This is a genomic window from Desulfonatronum thiodismutans (assembly GCF_000717475.1).
In the GTDB taxonomy this organism is placed as follows: domain Bacteria; phylum Desulfobacterota; class Desulfovibrionia; order Desulfovibrionales; family Desulfonatronaceae; genus Desulfonatronum; species Desulfonatronum thiodismutans.
Genome location: NZ_JPIK01000010.1, coordinates 68,384 through 84,327, shown reverse-complemented (window position 1 = coordinate 84,327; position 15,944 = coordinate 68,384). Strand labels below are relative to the sequence as shown.

Genomic DNA, 15,944 nt, shown 5'->3' with positions numbered 1-15,944 from the left:
CGGGCCTTGTGCTGAGCCGACCTTTGGAGTTAGAAAACCGTGATTGACGGCTCGCTACCGGACCATCGCCGTCCGTCATTTTCATTTTCAGGAGAACCCATGCATATCGCCCAAAAAATTCGCTCCATTCCCCCGTCGGCCACCCTGGCCGTGAACGCCAAGGCTCAGGAACTGACGGCCCAAGGAAAAAAAATCATCAGCTTGGCCGTCGGCGAACCGGACTTTCCCACCCCCGAGCATGTTCGCCAAGCAGCCAAGGATGCCCTGGACCAGGGGTTCACCCGCTATACCCCGGTACCCGGCATTCCGGCCCTGCGCAAGACCGTGGCCGACTACTTCGCCGGAATCGCCGGCCAGGGCGAGGTGCCCGCCGAGGCAACCATGATCTGCAACGGCGGCAAGCATGCCCTGTACAACCTGTTCCAGGCCCTGTTGGAGCCCGGCGACCCGGTGCTGATTCCCGCGCCCTACTGGGTCAGTTACCCACCCATGGTGCTGCTGGCCGAAGGAAAGCCGACCGTCATCCCCTCCACCCCGGAGCGACGCTTTCTGATCACTCCGGAGGATCTGGAGCGCCACGCACCCCCAGGAGCCCAAGGCGCCAGGGTGCTCCTGCTCAATTCCCCCTCCAACCCCACCGGGTGTCACTATTCCCAGGATGAACTGGACGCCCTGATCGGCTGGGCCCTGGAGCGGGACATTTTCGTGATCTCCGATGAAATCTACGACCAACTGGTCTACCCCCCGGCCCGTCCCAGCAGCGCGGTCTCCTGGTGGGTCAAATTTCCGGACAAGATCGCCGTGGTCAACGGCCTGTCCAAGTCCATGGCCATGACCGGCTGGCGGATCGGGTACGTCCTGGCCCATCCGGACCTGATCAAGGCCATGGTCCGCATCCAGGGCCAGAGCACGTCCAACGTCTGCTCCATCACCCAGAAGGCCGCCCTGGCCGCCCTGACCGGCCCCATGGACAGCCTCCGGGAGATGCGCGTCGCGTTCCAGCGGCGCCGGGATCTGGCCCTGAAAAAGATAACCTCCTGGCCCGGTGTGGTCTGCCCCAAGCCGGACGGGGCCTTTTACCTGTTCCCTCGGCTGGACGCCCTGTTCACCAAGGACCGAAACGATTCCGCGGCTCTGTGTACGTACATCCTGGAGCGGGCCGGCGTGGCCCTGGTTCCCGGCGTCGCCTTTGGTGACGACCGCTGCGTGCGCTTTTCCTACGCCCTGGATGATGAAACCCTGATCACGGCCCTGGACTTGGTCCAGAACGCTCTGCTGGACGCGTAATCCCCCTTGAAAACCAAGATCACCTTCGGCCCCAGGCCGTTTCAGCCCGTCAAATTCCTGTCATGGAGTTCGCTGGTCCTGATTCTGGCGGTGAACCTGCTGTTGTCCGTGTTCATCGCCAACTCCGCCCGCCAGACCATGCTGGAAAAGAACCAGGAGTTCGCCATTCTCTTGGCTGAAAACCTGAACCATCAGATTTTTCAGCGCTTCACCCTGCCCACGGTGATCGGTTTCGGTCGGATCGAGCTGCGCAATCCGGCCCAGTACGAGCGGCTGGACCAGATCGTGCTGTCCACGATCCACAGTTTCCACGTCCTGGAAGTCCGCATCTACGACTTTGAACACGAGGTCGCCTACTCCACCAACCAGGAATTGGTGGGCAAAACCGAGGCCGCGGGCAAGGCCGTGCGGCAAGCCCTGGATCCGGGCGTTTCCAGTTTCGAGCTGGTCAGCCGCGTCTCTTCCTGGTGGGCCATCTTCTCTCTGGAACTGGCCCCGGAAAGCTTCGTTCTGCGGACCATCTACCCTTTGCGGGCCGAGCGCGGATTCGACCCGGTGACCGGACCGGGACCGATCATGGGCGCGCTGGAGTTCACCCAGGACATCACCGACGACTACGAAGCCGTGCTGCTGTTTCAGCTCATGATCCTGGCCGCCTCCTTCGCCTCGTCTCTGGTGCTTTTTTCCGTGCTTTACCTGATCATCCGCCGGGCCGCCGGAACCATTGCCAAACGGGCCGATGAAAAGGAGCGATTGGAGCGGGAACTGCACCAGAATGAAAAGCTGGCCAGCATGGGCCGGACCGTGGCCAGCATCGCCCACGAGATCCGCAACCCCCTGGGTATTATCCGCAGCACGGCGGAACTGCTCATGAAACGGTCCCAGAACAAGGGCGACGGCGCGGACCTTCAGCAGACCCGCCTGCTCAAGGCGATTTTCGACGAGTCGCTGCGGCTCTCCCAAACGGTAAACGATTTCCTGGACTATGCCCGGCCCAAGGCCCCGAACAAGGCCAGCGTCGACCTTTCCCAAGTCTTGGACCAGGTTTTGGCTTTCTGGGAACACGAGATGGCCGAAAAAGGCGTGAAGGTCCACCGTGCCGACACCGCCGACCTGACGGTCATGGGCGACAAGGACCTGCTCTACAGAGCCGTCTACAACATCCTGGCCAATGCGCTGCAAGCCATGAACGGACCAGGAACCATCCATATTTCCACGCAAAAAGACTCCACGGGCGTCACGCTGACTATCCGAGACACCGGCCCCGGCATCCCGGGGCAGCTCACGGACAAAATCCTGGATCCCTTCTTCACGACCAAGGAGAAAGGCACGGGCCTCGGCCTGTCCATCGTTAACAGCATTTTGCGCAGCCACGGCGCCCTGCTCGAACTGGCCAACCACCCCCAGGGCGGCGCGGAAGTCAGGATGATTTTTCCAGAAGGGGAGAGCTGACATGTCCAACCACGTCCTCGTGCTCGACGACGAACAAAACTATCTGCTGCTGCTGGAAACCCTGCTCGGCGACGAGGGCTACACCGTCACCGCGCTCCAGGATCCGGAGCTGGCCCTGGCCTTTTTGGAGGAATCCGAAGTGGACGTGATCATCACGGACATGAAGATGCCCAAGATGTCCGGCCAGGACGTGCTGGCCCACGTTCAGAAAAACTACCCGCACATCCCGGTGCTGATCATGACCGCCTACGGCTCCATCGACACCGCGGTAGTGGCCATGCGCCACGGAGCCTTCGACTACATCACCAAGCCCTTTGCCAACGACGAAATAACCCTCTCCGTGCGCAAGGCCGCGCAACTGGCCCTGGCCCAGCGCCGCTACAGCCTGCTTTCCGAAAACCTGGAGCAACGCTACGGCGTGCACCAGATCATCGGCCGGAGCAAGGCCATGCGTCGGGTTCTGGACATGGTCGACCGGGCCGCGCCCAGCAAGAGCACGGTCCTGATCACCGGTGAATCCGGGACCGGCAAGGAACTCATCGCCAAGGCCATCCACTTCGCCTCCCCCCGCAAAAAAGGGCCGTTCATTTCCGTGAACTGCATGGCCCTGAACCCCGGGGTCCTGGAAAGCGAGCTGTTCGGCCATGAGAAGGGTTCCTTCACCGGAGCCGTGGCCCGCAAGCGCGGCCGCTTCGAACTGGCCCATGGGGGCACGCTGTTTCTGGACGAAATCGGCGAATTGTCTCAGGATTTGCAAGTCAAGCTCCTGCGCGTGCTCCAGGAGCGCAGCTTCGAACGGGTGGGCGGAGCCGAACTCATCAGCGTGGACATCCGGATCGTCACGGCCACCAATAAAGACTTACAAGCCGCGATCCAGTCCGGCCAGTTTCGCGAGGACCTCTTCTACCGTCTGAACGTGGTCCAGGTCCCCCTGCCGCCCCTAAGGGAACGCCGGGAGGACATCCCGCTGCTGGCGGCCCATTTCATGAAAAAATTCTCCGAGGAGAACGCCGGTCACGTCAAAGGATTCACCGCGGACGCCATCGACTATCTCACGGCCTACGAATGGCCGGGCAACGTCCGGCAACTAGAGAACGTGGTGGAACGCTGCGTGGTCATGGCCGGGGACGAGATGATCCGGGTGGACGACCTGCCCCCCGAAATCAAGGACGAGGAGGCCCAGTTCAAAAGCGCCGTGGACCTGCTCCCGGCCCGCCTGAACCTGGCCGACACCCTGGAAAAAATCGAAGCCGCCCTGATCCGCCGCGCCCTGGTCCACACCAACTTCGTGCAGGTCAAAACCGCGGACATGCTCGGCATCTCCAAGAGCCTGCTGCAGTACAAGCTGAAAAAGTACAAGTTGACGGGGAATTGAACGAATCGAAGGGACGAATGGTCAGCTGAGCATGAAGACGGGATCGCCATACGCGCCGACATGCTCGTCCGCCGTCAAAAGGGTGATCTCCTCGTAACGGGCTTGAGCGATCAAGAGGCGGTCAAACGGATCATTGTGAAGAAGAGGCAAATCGACGGTTGAAGCTGCATGGTCGGCCAAGACGGGTAATACGATCATCCGAGCCTCTTGAACAGATGCCAGCAACAGACGAGGCGCTACATGGAGCTTACCCAGCTTGAATTTAATCGCGACCTCCCAAATGGAGGCAACACTGACCAGGCATGTCGCTTCCCTGATCTGCTCGCACCCGGAAGCGCTCAACCGAGGATGTCCGGCAAGCCACCAGAGGACGATGTGCGTATCCAGCAAAAGCTTCGCCGTCATGAAGCGTTTCCAGCGTGAAGACTGAACAGAGCCGCGACCTCTGCATCCACCTCCGGAGAGAAAGCCGCGTCAAGTTCATCGACTGAAATGTCCAGAGAATGGTAGCCCGTGGTGCGCTGAGCGGATTCCGAAAGCGGGGTCAGCCGGACAAGGGGTTTGCCGGAGCTGAAAAGCAGAACATGTTCCCCCGCCAACGCGGCCTGCATCAATTGAAAAATCTGTGTATCCCGATCCTCGATATGAACTTCCAGCATAAGCACCCCCCCTTACTCCGAGTGTATGGGGAACCTATCCGAAGTCAACCCAGCGTCCAAAGCAGCCGATCATGACTGATTCCGCGACCCATAGTCCGCGATCCGCGGTCCCACCCTCTTCCGTCACTCTGAACGCCGAAGTCAACGGCGTGACGTTCTTCAACCCGGAGAACGGCTACGCCGTGCTTCGGATCAAGGTCCGGGACGAGCCGGGGATCGTCACCGCTGTGGGCAATGTGGTCCAGGTCAAGCCCGGGGAGATGCTCAACCTGACCGGACAATGGAAGGAGCACCCCAAATACGGACGGCAGTTCCTGATCGAGACCCTTGAACCACTGCTGCCGGCCGGGGTCAACGCCATCCGTCGCTACCTGGCCTCCGGGCAGCTCAAGGGCGTGGGGCCGACCCTGGCCGAGCGACTGGTCAAGCAGTTCAAGGACAAGACCCTGGACGTCATCGACACGGATCCGGACCTACTTCTGCGGGTGGAGGGCATCGGTCCGTCCAAGCTGAAAAAAATCGTCCAGTCCTGGGAAGAGCAGCACCATGTCCGGGCCCTGATCCTCTTCCTCCAGGAACACGACGTCTCCCCGGCCCTGGCCGCCCGCATCCATCGCCACTACGGTCCCCAGGCCCTGCACAAGGTGCGCGAGAACCCGTACGACCTGGCCTACGAAGTCCACGGCATCGGCTTCAAGACCGCGGACGCCATCGCCCTGAAACTGGGATTCGCTCCGGACTGCCGGGAGCGGCTGGAAGCGGCTCTGGTCTTCGTACTGTTCCAGTTCAGCGAATCCGGGCACCTTTTCGCGCCCCTGGACGAGCTGCTGGAAAAAACCTCGGCCCTGCTCGGCGGTACACCGGTGGAAAACCTCCACGGGGCCCTGGAGATTCTCAAGGAGCGCAAACGGGTCATTCTGGAGGAACTCCCGGCCCAGGGACTGGGTACGGTGGTCTACCTGGGCCATTTTCACCGCTGGGAAAAGGAAACCGCCCAACGCCTCCAGGCCCTGATCGAGCACCCCACGGGTCTGGACCCCAAAAAACTACGCGTCGTGCTCAAGCAGTTGGAAACCCGGCACAGGATCACCCTTTCGCCGCAACAGCGCCAAGCCGTGGAGGACGCCTGCCTGAACAAGGTCTTCATCCTCACCGGCGGCCCGGGCACGGGCAAGACCACCATCACCCGGTTCGTGGTCGAGGCCATTGCCGAGCTGGGCATTACGGTCAAACTGGCCGCGCCCACGGGCCGGGCCGCCAAGCGCCTTTCCGAGGCCACCCGCGCCCCGGCCTCCACCCTGCACCGCCTCCTGCAGTACGCGCCGGACGGCGGCTTCGCCATCAACGACACCAAAATGCTCAAGACCGGCATGCTGGTGGTGGACGAGGCGTCCATGCTGGACTGCCACCTCTTCCTGGCCGTGCTCCGGGCCCTGCCCATGACCGCGCGCCTGGTTCTGGTGGGGGACGTGAACCAGCTCCCGTCAGTGGGGCCGGGCAACGTCCTGGGCGACCTGCTCCAAAGCGGCGCCCTGCCCAGTACCGAGCTGACCCACATCTACCGCCAGGCCCAGGAAAGCATGATCGTGGTCAACGCCCACCGCATCAACCAGGGCCAATTTCCCCTGCATTCGCCCAAGGCCGCGCCGGAGGCTGATTTTTTCTGGATTGAACAGGACGACTCGACCCGGGTCCAGGAGATGATCCTGCGAATGGTCTGCGAGCGCATCCCGGCGGGCTACGGACTGGACCCGCGCCAGGACATCCAGGTGCTCACGCCCATGCACAAGGGCGAAGTGGGCACCCAGCAGCTGAACGCCCTGCTCCAGCAACGCCTCAACCCTGGCGGCCGGGAGTTCGCCGTGGGCTTTCGCAAGCTGCGCGTGGGGGATCGGGTGCTCCAGACACGCAACAACTACGACAAGGACGTGTTCAACGGCGACCTGGGCTGGATCGCTTCGGTGGACCTGGAAGAAGGCCAGGCCGTGGTGGAGTTCGACGGCCGGAACGTGACCTATGAGCTGACCGAAATGGACGAGCTCAACCTGGCCTACGCCGTAAGCGTGCACAAATCCCAGGGCAGCGAGTACCCGGCCGTGGTCATGCCCCTGCTTACCCAGCACTTCCTGCTCCTACAGCGCAACCTGATCTACACCGGCCTGACCCGGGCCCGTCGCCTGGCCGTGATCCTGGGCGGCAAAAAAGCCCTGGCCATCGGCCTGAAGAACGCCACGGCCCGGACACGCTACACGAACCTGGCGCACCGGATCATGGAAGTGATGAACAGGGAATGATAGTATCCAGAAGTCAGGAGTCAGGAGTCAGGAGTCAGGAGAACAGATCCTGAATTCTGTCTCCTGAATTCTTCCTCCAAATCCACGTCAATTCGTGCTTGTTGTGCGCGAGGTGCAGGAGGCGGGAGTGGGGGATGGAGCGGAACTGGTCCACGACCTGGAAGTCCGTCTCCCCTTGGAACTTGATGGTGCAGACCATGTTTCGGACCGTCCCGGCCTCCAGCCAGCGGCGGACCAGGGCCAGCAGGCGCTCGGGATAGCAGACCACGTCCGAGAACAGCCAGTCCACCGGGCCAAAAGCTTGTGGGGCCTGGGCAAAGGCGCTTTCAGGCCGAAAGATGATCCCCGGCAGCCCGGCCAGCCGTGGGTCCAATGGGGCCTTGTCCACGCTGATCACCAGCGCTCCGAGCTTGTGCAGCACCCAGGTCCATCCGCCGGGGCTGGAGCCCAGATCCAGACAGAGTTGGCCCGGATCGGGACGCTGGTCCAGCAAGGTGAACACTTCCCACAGCTTCAGATAGGCCCGGCTGGGCGGGCCGGTCTTGTCCTCCGCGAACAGCGCCTCCCCGTGGACGAACGGGCTGGAGCAACGGGGTGAGGCCAGCAGGGTGGAGTCGTCGAGCAGGGTCCAGGAACCAAGAGGGAGTTTCGGCAACGGGTCGCCGAAGACCAGGGGCCGGGAAGAGGGGCCGCGCAACCGTTGCTGGATCAAGCGAGCCCGCCCCCGGCGCGGCAGGTGTTCGTCGTACAAGGCCCAGCGCGGGCCCAACCCCTTGAGCGCCGTGGCGGCCTGGGCTATGGACGTGAAGGGGATCACCCGGAGATCGTGCCAGATGTTTTGCGCCCAGGCCGGAAATACGGTTGCCGGAAAAGCAGTTGCCGGATGATCATCCATATGCTGAGCGGGCGGCGCGGAGCAGAGCGCCAAGCGTCCCAAAACACGCTCAACCGGCCCCAGTTCCCGCAGCAGCTCCGGCAGAAACCCCTCGGGCGCGAGATACCCGACGCCGTCTCGCGGCACCGCGAATCCCATCAGTCGCCCCAACCACGTCCACGCAAGGAGTTCATTCCATGCCCACCCCGCCCTGCCTCCTGACCATCGCCGGTTCCGATTCCAGCGGCGGCGCCGGCATCCAGGCCGACCTGAAAACCTTCACCGTGCTGGGCGGCTACGGGGCCTCGGTGCTCACCGCGCTCACGGCCCAGAACACCCAGGGCGTTCAGGACATCCTCGCCTTGCCGGAAACCTTCGTGGTCCAACAGCTGCGCTCGGTCCTGGACGACCTGCCCGTTGCCGCGGCCAAGACCGGGATGCTCTTTTCCGCGGACCTGATCCGCGCCCTGGCCCGTGAACTGAAGAACAAGAACTTTCCTCTGGTGGTGGACCCGGTCTGCGTGAGCAAAAGCGGGCACAATCTGCTCCTGCCCGAGGCCGTGGAAACCCTGAAGACGGTCTTCCTGCCCCTGGCCGACCTGATCACCCCCAATCGCCCGGAAGCGGAACTGCTGACCCGGATGACCATTGCCGACGAGGCCGACGTCCCCGAGGCCCTGGAGCGGCTGCTGGCCCTGGGCCCCAAGGCCGTGCTGCTCAAGGGCGGCCATTTCTCCGGCGACATTCTCACGGACTGGTTGGCCATGCCCGGCCAACAACCGCGTGCCTTCCGACACTCCCGGCTGTCCAACCAGAACACCCACGGCACGGGCTGCACCCTGTCCGCGGCCATCGCCGCGGGCCTGGGCCGCGGCCTGGACCTGGAAACCACGGTGAGCCAAGCCGTGGACTACATCCACGAAGCCATCCGCACCGCATACCCCCTGGGCCGCGGCATCGGACCGGTCAACCACCTGCATCCGATTCTGCTGACACCCAAGGGGGAAACCGACCAAGCCATCAACTCGTTCAGCAATGAAAACAGCAACCAATGAATTCGGAAACGAGAGTGCCTTAAGCCTCCTGAATTCTGAATCCTGAATTCTGCCCTTCACGCCCCATACACCTCGGCCAATATCTCCCGCCCCCCGCGATCCAGAATCGCCTGAGCCACCCGGCGGCCCAATTCTTCGGCGTCCCGGGGCTTGTCCGTGGCCTCCTCGACGATCAGGGTCCTGCCGTCCACGTCGGCCACGAGCCCGCGCAGGGTGATCCTGTTCGGAGCGCTGACATGGGCGTAACCGGCAATGGGCACTTGGCATCCGCCCTCCAGGGTGGCCAGAAAGGCCCGTTCCGCGCGGACGCAGCAATGCGTGTCCGGATGATTCAGAAAGCCGAGCAGTTCCACCAGGTCCTCGCGGTCCTGGGCGTATTCCAGCCCCAACGCCCCCTGGCCCACGGCGGGCAGGAACAGCGGCGGTCCCAACGGCGTGGACTTGGGGACGCTGAGCCCGAGGCGGTTCATCCCGGCCTGGGCCACGATGATCGCGTCGTAGTCTCCGGCCAGCAGCTTGTTGACCCGGGTATCCAGGTTCCCGCGCAGGTTAAGGATACTCAGGTCCGGACGCAGAGCCAGGAGCTGACAGCGTCGGCGCAGGCTGCTGGTGCCCACCCGAGCGCCCTCGGGCAGCCCGTCCAACCCGTCGTAATTCACTGACAACAAGGCGTCGGTCATGTTTTCCCGTTCCGGGATGACCCCCAGGACCAGGCCTTCCGGCAGTTCGGCCGGTACGTCCTTCATGCTGTGCACGGCCAGGTCGGCCCGTCCGTCAAGCAGGGCCTCCTCGATTTCCTTCACGAACAGCCCCTTGCCGCCGACCTTGGCCAAGGGCACGTCCTGAATCTTGTCGCCCATGGTCTTGACCAGCAACAGTTCCACTTCCAGCCCGGGATAGCGCTCCAGCAGCCTGCTTTTGACGTGCTCCGCTTGCCATAAAGCCAGCTTGCTGCCCCGGGTCGCGATGGTGATGCGTTCCAACATGGTCATCTCCATCTCAATGGCACCCGGCGCAACTGGACGCCGAGCAGCCGGAACAGGATGAGCCGGTTCCGGAACTCACCGGAGCCGCCGTACCGACGGTATCGCCCCCGCCGCCGGATTTATGCCGACACCGGGACATCAACTTGCCGGTCCTGGCTGATCCGCAATACGGGCAGATCACCTTGGGATCCCCGAAGACCAGTTCCTCGAACTCCTTCTCGCAATCATCGCACAGATATTCATAAATCGGCATATTTTCTCCTTGATGGACGCCGTGTTCTCCCTCGGCATCCTCGTCTCGTTCGGCTTATTGATCTCCAAACGTAACTATTCAGCCCATTCGGTACTTGGTCATTCACCAGCACTGGATTCCGGCTTTCGCCGGAATGACGAATCGAAGTAAGCCTTCTTCACATAAGTCATACCGGCGGAAGCCGGTATCCAGGTCTTTCTTCTGGCTTTGCTGAGTAGTTCCCCCCAAACAATATTTCATCCACCAACAAACACAGCAAATGCCCCACCGTGATATGAATCTCCTGAATAAGCGGGGTTTGGCGCGAGGGCACGGCCAGCAGGTGATCGCACAATGCTTGCATCTTGCCCCCGCCTTCGCCGGTCAGTCCAATGGTGATCATCCCCAGGGCCCGACCGGCTTCCAGGGCCGCGACCACGTTCGGGCTGTTGCCGGAGGTGGACAGCCCCAGCAGCACGTCGCCTTCCCGGCCCAGGGCCTGAACCTGCTTGGCGAAGACCAGGTCAAACCCGAAATCATTGCCCACCGCGGTCAGGATGGACGTGTCCGTGGTCAGGGCCAGGGCCGGCAGCGGACGACGGTCGATCAGAAAGCGGTTCACGAATTCCGCGGCCAGGTGCTGAGCGTCCGCGGCGCTGCCGCCGTTGCCGCAAAGCAGAATCTTGCCACCATGGGTCAAGGCCCCGGCCAGGACATGCGCCAACCGTGCCACCTCTTCCCCATGCGCGGAGAAAAAGGCTTCTCGCAACGCACCGCCCTCGGCGACGTACTCCGCTAAGCACACCCCGATCCGCCGCAAGGAGCTTCCCTGCCCGGCATCTAAAATCTCTTCACGCATATATCGCTCCCCCTACTCGAACTCTCCCCAAAATTATTCACATTAGGTCCCAGGGCGTTGCCCTGGTATTGTATCCCGCCCCGTTGGGGGCTCCGAGGATGGGTTTCTGCAATCCTGAAGGGATTCAATCGTAGAGCCGGTGGTTTCAACCACCGGTCGAAGTATATTACATGGTATGAGTCCTGAAAGGACGACATTTTTTTCGACTTTTTCGGCATGAAATGTCGTCCTTTCAGGACTCAAGCCAATTATATGCCCCACCCCTACGATCTCTCCCTTTCAGGGAGAAGAAGTCCCATCTTCACCCCAGGGCAACGCCCTGGGATTCAAAAATATTCATCAGAGCCTGAAGGGGCGGACTAACAGGATGAGAATTCTTCCCAAAAAATCGAAACGCTCCTCTTCCCCTAACCTTCCGCCTTCACCTTTCCGCTTTCACACCTCACCCATCACCATCTTCCCCTCTTCTTCGGCCCGGGCCGCTTCCCGCTCCCAGCCCCCCAGCAGCAGACTTTGCGCGGCGAGGTGGTACATTTTTCCAGGGCGATCGCCATACAGGGCGGAGATCAGGGCTTGGTAATCCTGGGCAAAAGCCATACGTACCAAACTGTTTTGGTCGTAGAGCAAGCGGGCCAGCAAGGCGTTGTCCCGGTGCTCCGGCAAGTAGCGAAGGAACAGTTGTCGGCTGGACGCGATGATGAACCGAATCCTGGCCACTTCGCGGCGCATGCTTTCCCGGGTTTGATCGACCACCTTGGAAAGCTCCCCGACAATGCCTCGCTCTTCCGGACGCAGCCCGATCTGGCGAAATTCCAGAAACCGTCCTCCGTAGATCTCTCGTTGGTAGGCGTCTTCCTTCAGCTTCATGGTTTCATGAAAAATATACCCCAGACACCACCCCAGCAACTGACCGTGGACATCCGCGTCCCGATCCGTGCGGAACAGATGATGCGCGGTGTCTTTCAGTCGCCAGAGCAGCCCCTTGTTCATCTCCACGCCCAGCACTTCCCGCAGAACCTCGAAGTCCAGACGCTCCTCGGCGTCAAACATCCTGAATTGGTTCTCCAGAACCTGCTGACTCAGACAAAAGTCACGCAGAATGTCTCGGACGAATTCGGACCGTTTTGACCGTATCCAGGCTCGGAACATGACGCTTGGTTGCTCGTATGGTTGCGGGTTGACGACGCTGTCGCTGGTCGATGGCGATTATTGACCGATGCCTCTGGACTAGGATAGTCGGATGGGAGTCGCGAAGGACGCGAATGTGTAACCCCAAGCCGGTAAAAAATCAAAACAGCATGTCCATGAAAATTCAATCGCTTTTTCCGTCTTTTTTCTTGTTTTTTTTGTCCGCCGTGTTTTTCGTCGCTTTCCCGACCACGGGCCAAGCCATGGAACCGGCCAGGGAACCAACCAGCGCTCCGGACGCCGTTTCTTCGGACTTCCTTGATCCCGCCGCGTTCACCCTGGAACAGGCCGTCCTGCAAGGCTTGCGGGCCAATCCGCGGATGGCCGCGATTCGCGCCGCCCTGCGTGGAGCGGAGTTCGGCGAAATGTCGGCCAAGTCCGCTTTTTACCCCGCCCTTTCGGCCAACTACGGCTTTGCCTACGACGACAAACCAATGGCTGGAGGAGACCGGGAGGCCTGGACCCTGAACGTCAACCTCAGTCAACCCCTGTTCACCGGCTGGCGCCTTCTGAACACGCACCAACGGTCCCGGTTGGTCACGGACCAGGTCCGGGCGGAACTGGAAAACATCGAGCTGAACCTGATCCTGTTCATTCAAGAGCAGTTCCTGGAACTGCTCAAGGCGCGGGAGAATGTCCGCAGCGCTCAGGATTCGGTCATCCGCCTGCAATCGCAGTTGCAAAACGCCCGGGCCTTTTTCGACGTCGGCTTGCGGCCCAAGCTCGACGTGCTCCAGGCCGAGGTGGACCTGGCTCAGGCCGAACAGGTTTTGCTCATCGCCCAAAACACAGTGGCCACCCAGATCGCCCGCCTGAACACCCTGCTCAATCTGAACCTGTCCTCCGAGACGGACTACGTCGGCGAACTGACCTACCTGCCCTACGCCCCTCGACTCGAGGAATCCCTGGAGACGGCGCTCCGGCTTCGTCCGGACATCATCCTGGCTCTCAAGGCCGAGGAAATCGCAAGCAAGGACGTCGAAATCACGGCCAGCGATTTCTATCCTCAGGTCTCGGCGGACCTGGACTTTTACAGCCGGGGAACCGACCCCACGGTTTCCGGAACCGACGCACGGCCCGATCCCTGGTGGACCGCGGGCGTCAATATGCGCTGGAATGCCTTCGAGTGGGGCCGAACCCGCTACGCCACGGAGCAGGCCCGCCAAAACGTCCTCCGGTTGCGCGAGGAAACGGCCAACCTGCGCCTGGAAGTCTCCTTCGCCGTCAAATCCCTGCACCTCAAATTGGAAGAGGCCGCGGCCCGCATTGCCGTGGCCCAGAAAGCCCTCGAAGAAGCCCGGGAAGGCTTCCGCATCGCCCAGGCCCGGTTCCAGGCCCAGGTGGGCACCAACACGGACGTCCTGGATGCCCAGGCCCGCCTGACCCGCGGCGAAGCCGACCTGACCGACGCCATGGCCGACTACCAACTCACCCTGGCCCGCCTCTTCGCCGCCACGGGGAAACGCAATCCGGGGTTGGTGGTACCGTAAGAAGGCGATAGGCTATGGGCGAGGGGTTAGAAAAACTATCACCCAACACCATCTACCTATCGCCCCTAGCCCCTAGCCCCTAGCCCCTAGCCCCTAGCCCATGCCCCCCATCACCATCATCACCCCGAACAAAAACGGGGAACGCTTCCTGGAGCAGACCGTTCGGAGCGTCTTGAACCAACGATTCCAGGGCATTAACCTGGAATACATCGTTCTGGACGGGGCCAGCACGGACCGATCCCTTGAGATCATCGATCGCTACAAGGATCAAATCGACGTCGTGATTTCCGAGCCCGACACCGGTCCGGCCGCGGCCATCAACAAGGGACTGCGCATGGCCCGAGGCGAAATCATTGCCTGGCTCAACGCCGACGACGTCTACCACCCCAACGCGCTCGCCCGCGTCCTGGAGGTCATGGACACAAACCCAAAAGCGGCCTTGTGCTTTGGCTCCTGCCGGATCATCGGCGAACGAGACCAGGAAATCCGCCGCCCCATCACCCGGTTCAAGGAATTGTTCTTTCCTCTCTCCAGTCGCTTCACCATTCAGTGCATCAACTACATCTCCCAGCCCGCAATGTTTTTCCGCCGCTCAGCCCTGGAGCAAGCCGGTCCCTTGAGGGAGGATCTGAAAGCCGCCTTTGACTACGACCTGACTCTGCGCCTCTGGCGGCACGGCGGCGCGGTCCGGGTGCCCGGCGCACCCTTGGCCGACTTTCGCTGGCATCAAAGCTCCATCAGCGGGTCTCACTTCCAAACCCAGTTCCGGGAAGAACTCCAGGCCGCGGCCCAGGACGCTGGCCCTCTGGCTCCCCAAACCTTAATCCACCAAGGCGTCAGATGGGGCATAGTGGGCATCTACGGTCTGATGGCAATGGGAAGAAGCAAAGACTCCTCAGAACATCCAGCAAAGAGATCTTAGGCGCGCAACATCATGGCACGAATCGGCATCAACGCTATAGCACTTGCTCCAAACCGGACCGGTGGAGCTGAAACCTATATCCGCCAGCTTCTGGGATGTCCGGATTTCCATAATGCCTTAAGCGCTCACGATGTGTTCGTCTTCGCTGGCCATCCATGTGATCCGGTCCTGAAGCAAGATAATTTCCAGCTCGTCCGCTGTCCCGTCGAACCCATCAAGCGCAACCATCGCTTGCTTTGGGAGCAGTACGCCTTTCCTCGCCTCCTCAAAAAAATCAATCTGGACTTGGTTCACTTTCCCTATTCAGGCTATTCCTGGGCGTACGGCAAGCCGTTTGTTGTTACCCTTCATGACACCACCAACTTCGTCATGCCTCGATCTGTTAGCCTGGCGGAACGGCTTTACAGATTTATTCTGCAAAAACGATTGCTCAAGCTCAGGAATGCTCATGTCATTACTGTGTCACAGACCGACAAAGACATCCTGACTCGGCTCCTGGGACTTGCCCATGAACGCTGCTCGGCAATCCATCATGGATATCCTCCAGGTTATTTAATCGAACCTGAACGAATCGGTATTCCGAGACCACAGGGCGAATTGCTTTGGGTGGGGCGCCCGTATTACCATAAAAATGTTCCCCTGCTTCTACATATGATGGCCGATCTGTTCCAATCCTTGGGCACAACTACACCGCACTTGCGCCTTTTGGGCATCGAAGACGAGAGGAAAAAAAACTTTGCCGAACTGGCCGAGAAGCTGGGGATTTCCTCCTTCGTGAGCATCGAGCCGCCCGTCCCCCATGCAACCTTGCCCGAATATTTCCAACGAGCACAAGTCTTGGTGTTCCCATCAAAATACGAAAGCTTCGGTTTTCCTCCCCTAGAGGCCATGTGCAGCGGAACCCCTGTCGTTTGCTCGGATATCCCGATTTTTCGTGAAATCCTTGGCTCAGCAGCGCTTTTTGCCGACCCATCACAACCCAAAGCCTTTGCCCAGGCTTGTCTGCAGTTGCTTGCAGACCAGCAGAGTTGGTCCAGATATGCCAGATTAGGGTACGCAAGAGTAGAGAAATTCACGTGGTCGCAATGCGCAAGGCAGACTGTTTCGGTATACGAGCGAGCGCTTGCCACAGCCTCGCAATCAATGGCCTTGGCATAAAAAGCGAGCAGGCCGGGAGAAAACGTGAGGGATTAATTGAGAGGTTTGTTTGGTGGTAAATACTCAGCTCATCAGAGTAGATGCGGCCGGGATAGCTGAAACACGCCCGCCTT

15 protein-coding genes are annotated in these 15,944 nt (G+C 61.0%); 8 read left to right on the top strand and 7 right to left on the bottom strand.

Features of this window, described 5'->3' with window-relative positions:
* The first annotated feature begins 99 nt into the window (after positions 1 to 99).
* The 3 genes from GY33_RS0107485 to GY33_RS0107475 are packed head-to-tail and all read left to right on the top strand — an operon-like array spanning position 100 to position 4,114.
* On the top strand, positions 100 to 1,287 hold the full coding sequence (locus GY33_RS0107485) for a pyridoxal phosphate-dependent aminotransferase (RefSeq protein ID WP_031386744.1): 1,188 nt from the start codon (positions 100 to 102) through the stop codon (positions 1,285 to 1,287).
* Positions 1,288 to 1,293: 6 nt separating this feature from the next.
* Positions 1,294 to 2,739 carry a sensor histidine kinase gene (locus GY33_RS0107480; RefSeq protein WP_051822403.1) on the top strand — a complete coding sequence of 482 codons (1,446 nt, stop codon included), beginning with the start codon at positions 1,294 to 1,296 and terminating at the stop codon, positions 2,737 to 2,739.
* A gap of 1 nt (position 2,740) precedes the next feature.
* Entirely contained in the window at positions 2,741 to 4,114 is a 1,374-nt protein-coding gene (locus GY33_RS0107475) for a sigma-54-dependent transcriptional regulator (RefSeq protein ID WP_031386742.1), read from the top strand.
* 21 nt (positions 4,115 to 4,135) lie between these two features.
* Here the strand turns inward: GY33_RS0107475 and GY33_RS0107470 are convergent, their stop codons facing one another.
* Together GY33_RS0107470 and GY33_RS0107465 are read right to left on the bottom strand one after the other, a co-directional pair.
* Positions 4,136 to 4,519, bottom strand: coding sequence for a type II toxin-antitoxin system VapC family toxin (locus GY33_RS0107470; protein ID WP_031386741.1), 384 nt, complete (start codon positions 4,517 to 4,519; stop codon positions 4,136 to 4,138).
* Positions 4,516 to 4,773 carry a hypothetical protein gene (locus GY33_RS0107465; RefSeq protein ID WP_031386740.1) on the bottom strand — a complete coding sequence of 86 codons (258 nt, stop codon included), beginning with the start codon at positions 4,771 to 4,773 and terminating at the stop codon, positions 4,516 to 4,518. Before GY33_RS0107465 ends, GY33_RS0107470 begins: the two co-directional genes overlap by 4 nt.
* A gap of 71 nt (positions 4,774 to 4,844) precedes the next feature.
* Here GY33_RS0107465 and recD2 point away from each other — a divergent pair, with 71 nt between their 5' ends.
* On the top strand, positions 4,845 to 7,067 hold the full coding sequence (gene recD2 / locus GY33_RS0107460; protein WP_051822402.1) for an SF1B family DNA helicase RecD2: 2,223 nt from the start codon (positions 4,845 to 4,847) through the stop codon (positions 7,065 to 7,067).
* A gap of 34 nt (positions 7,068 to 7,101) precedes the next feature.
* Here recD2 and GY33_RS0107455 read toward each other — a convergent pair whose 3' ends face one another.
* Positions 7,102 to 8,100: an SAM-dependent methyltransferase gene (locus GY33_RS0107455; protein WP_031386738.1), complete on the bottom strand. Its 999-nt coding sequence runs from the start codon at positions 8,098 to 8,100 to the stop codon at positions 7,102 to 7,104.
* A gap of 38 nt (positions 8,101 to 8,138) precedes the next feature.
* Between GY33_RS0107455 and thiD the strand changes: the two genes are divergently transcribed.
* The gene (gene thiD / locus GY33_RS0107450; RefSeq protein WP_051822401.1) at positions 8,139 to 8,996 is read left to right on the top strand and encodes a bifunctional hydroxymethylpyrimidine kinase/phosphomethylpyrimidine kinase; all 858 of its coding nucleotides are present in this window, start codon (positions 8,139 to 8,141) and stop codon (positions 8,994 to 8,996) included.
* A gap of 56 nt (positions 8,997 to 9,052) precedes the next feature.
* On the opposite strand, the gene hemC is transcribed toward thiD, so the two are convergent.
* The 4 genes from hemC to GY33_RS0107430 all read right to left on the bottom strand — a co-directional run bounded on the left by hemC (position 9,053) and on the right by GY33_RS0107430 (position 12,222).
* Positions 9,053 to 9,982, bottom strand: a complete 930-nt coding sequence (gene hemC, locus GY33_RS0107445; protein WP_031386736.1) for a hydroxymethylbilane synthase — start codon at positions 9,980 to 9,982, stop codon at positions 9,053 to 9,055.
* Positions 9,983 to 9,995: 13 nt separating this feature from the next.
* Entirely contained in the window at positions 9,996 to 10,235 is a 240-nt protein-coding gene (locus GY33_RS0107440; protein WP_031386735.1) for an FmdB family zinc ribbon protein, read from the bottom strand.
* 166 nt (positions 10,236 to 10,401) lie between these two features.
* On the bottom strand, positions 10,402 to 11,073 hold the full coding sequence (locus tag GY33_RS0107435) for a D-sedoheptulose 7-phosphate isomerase (RefSeq protein ID WP_051822400.1): 672 nt from the start codon (positions 11,071 to 11,073) through the stop codon (positions 10,402 to 10,404).
* Positions 11,074 to 11,508: 435 nt separating this feature from the next.
* Positions 11,509 to 12,222: a hypothetical protein gene (locus GY33_RS0107430; RefSeq protein ID WP_051822399.1), complete on the bottom strand. Its 714-nt coding sequence runs from the start codon at positions 12,220 to 12,222 to the stop codon at positions 11,509 to 11,511.
* Between the two features lie 155 nt (positions 12,223 to 12,377).
* Here GY33_RS0107430 and GY33_RS0107425 point away from each other — a divergent pair, with 155 nt between their 5' ends.
* The 3 genes from GY33_RS0107425 (at position 12,378) to GY33_RS0107410 (ending at position 15,831) form a co-directional block, all read left to right on the top strand.
* Positions 12,378 to 13,751 carry a TolC family protein gene (locus GY33_RS0107425; protein WP_035271543.1) on the top strand — a complete coding sequence of 458 codons (1,374 nt, stop codon included), beginning with the start codon at positions 12,378 to 12,380 and terminating at the stop codon, positions 13,749 to 13,751.
* A 100-nt stretch (positions 13,752 to 13,851) separates the two neighbouring features.
* Positions 13,852 to 14,673, top strand: coding sequence for a glycosyltransferase family 2 protein (locus GY33_RS0107420; RefSeq protein ID WP_051822397.1), 822 nt, complete (start codon positions 13,852 to 13,854; stop codon positions 14,671 to 14,673).
* A gap of 12 nt (positions 14,674 to 14,685) precedes the next feature.
* Complete coding sequence (locus GY33_RS0107410; RefSeq protein WP_084184924.1) at positions 14,686 to 15,831, top strand: glycosyltransferase family 4 protein; 1,146 nt, start codon at positions 14,686 to 14,688, stop codon at positions 15,829 to 15,831.
* The last annotated feature ends 113 nt before the right edge of the window (positions 15,832 to 15,944 follow it).

Coding starts and splice junctions, on each gene's coding strand:
- recD2 (WP_051822402.1), top strand. CDS start 4,845: ATGACTGATTCCGCGACCCATAGTCCGCGATCCGCGGTCCCACCCTCT.
- GY33_RS0107430 (WP_051822399.1), bottom strand. CDS start 12,222: ATGTTCCGAGCCTGGATACGGTCAAAACGGTCCGAATTCGTCCGAGAC.
- GY33_RS0107485 (WP_031386744.1), top strand. CDS start 100: ATGCATATCGCCCAAAAAATTCGCTCCATTCCCCCGTCGGCCACCCTG.
- GY33_RS0107420 (WP_051822397.1), top strand. CDS start 13,852: ATGCCCCCCATCACCATCATCACCCCGAACAAAAACGGGGAACGCTTC.
- GY33_RS0107455 (WP_031386738.1), bottom strand. CDS start 8,100: ATGGGATTCGCGGTGCCGCGAGACGGCGTCGGGTATCTCGCGCCCGAG.
- GY33_RS0107475 (WP_031386742.1), top strand. CDS start 2,741: ATGTCCAACCACGTCCTCGTGCTCGACGACGAACAAAACTATCTGCTG.
- GY33_RS0107470 (WP_031386741.1), bottom strand. CDS start 4,519: ATGACGGCGAAGCTTTTGCTGGATACGCACATCGTCCTCTGGTGGCTT.
- GY33_RS0107440 (WP_031386735.1), bottom strand. CDS start 10,235: ATGCCGATTTATGAATATCTGTGCGATGATTGCGAGAAGGAGTTCGAG.
- thiD (WP_051822401.1), top strand. CDS start 8,139: ATGCCCACCCCGCCCTGCCTCCTGACCATCGCCGGTTCCGATTCCAGC.
- GY33_RS0107435 (WP_051822400.1), bottom strand. CDS start 11,073: ATGCGTGAAGAGATTTTAGATGCCGGGCAGGGAAGCTCCTTGCGGCGG.
- GY33_RS0107410 (WP_084184924.1), top strand. CDS start 14,686: ATGGCACGAATCGGCATCAACGCTATAGCACTTGCTCCAAACCGGACC.
- GY33_RS0107425 (WP_035271543.1), top strand. CDS start 12,378: ATGAAAATTCAATCGCTTTTTCCGTCTTTTTTCTTGTTTTTTTTGTCC.
- GY33_RS0107465 (WP_031386740.1), bottom strand. CDS start 4,773: ATGCTGGAAGTTCATATCGAGGATCGGGATACACAGATTTTTCAATTG.
- hemC (WP_031386736.1), bottom strand. CDS start 9,982: ATGTTGGAACGCATCACCATCGCGACCCGGGGCAGCAAGCTGGCTTTA.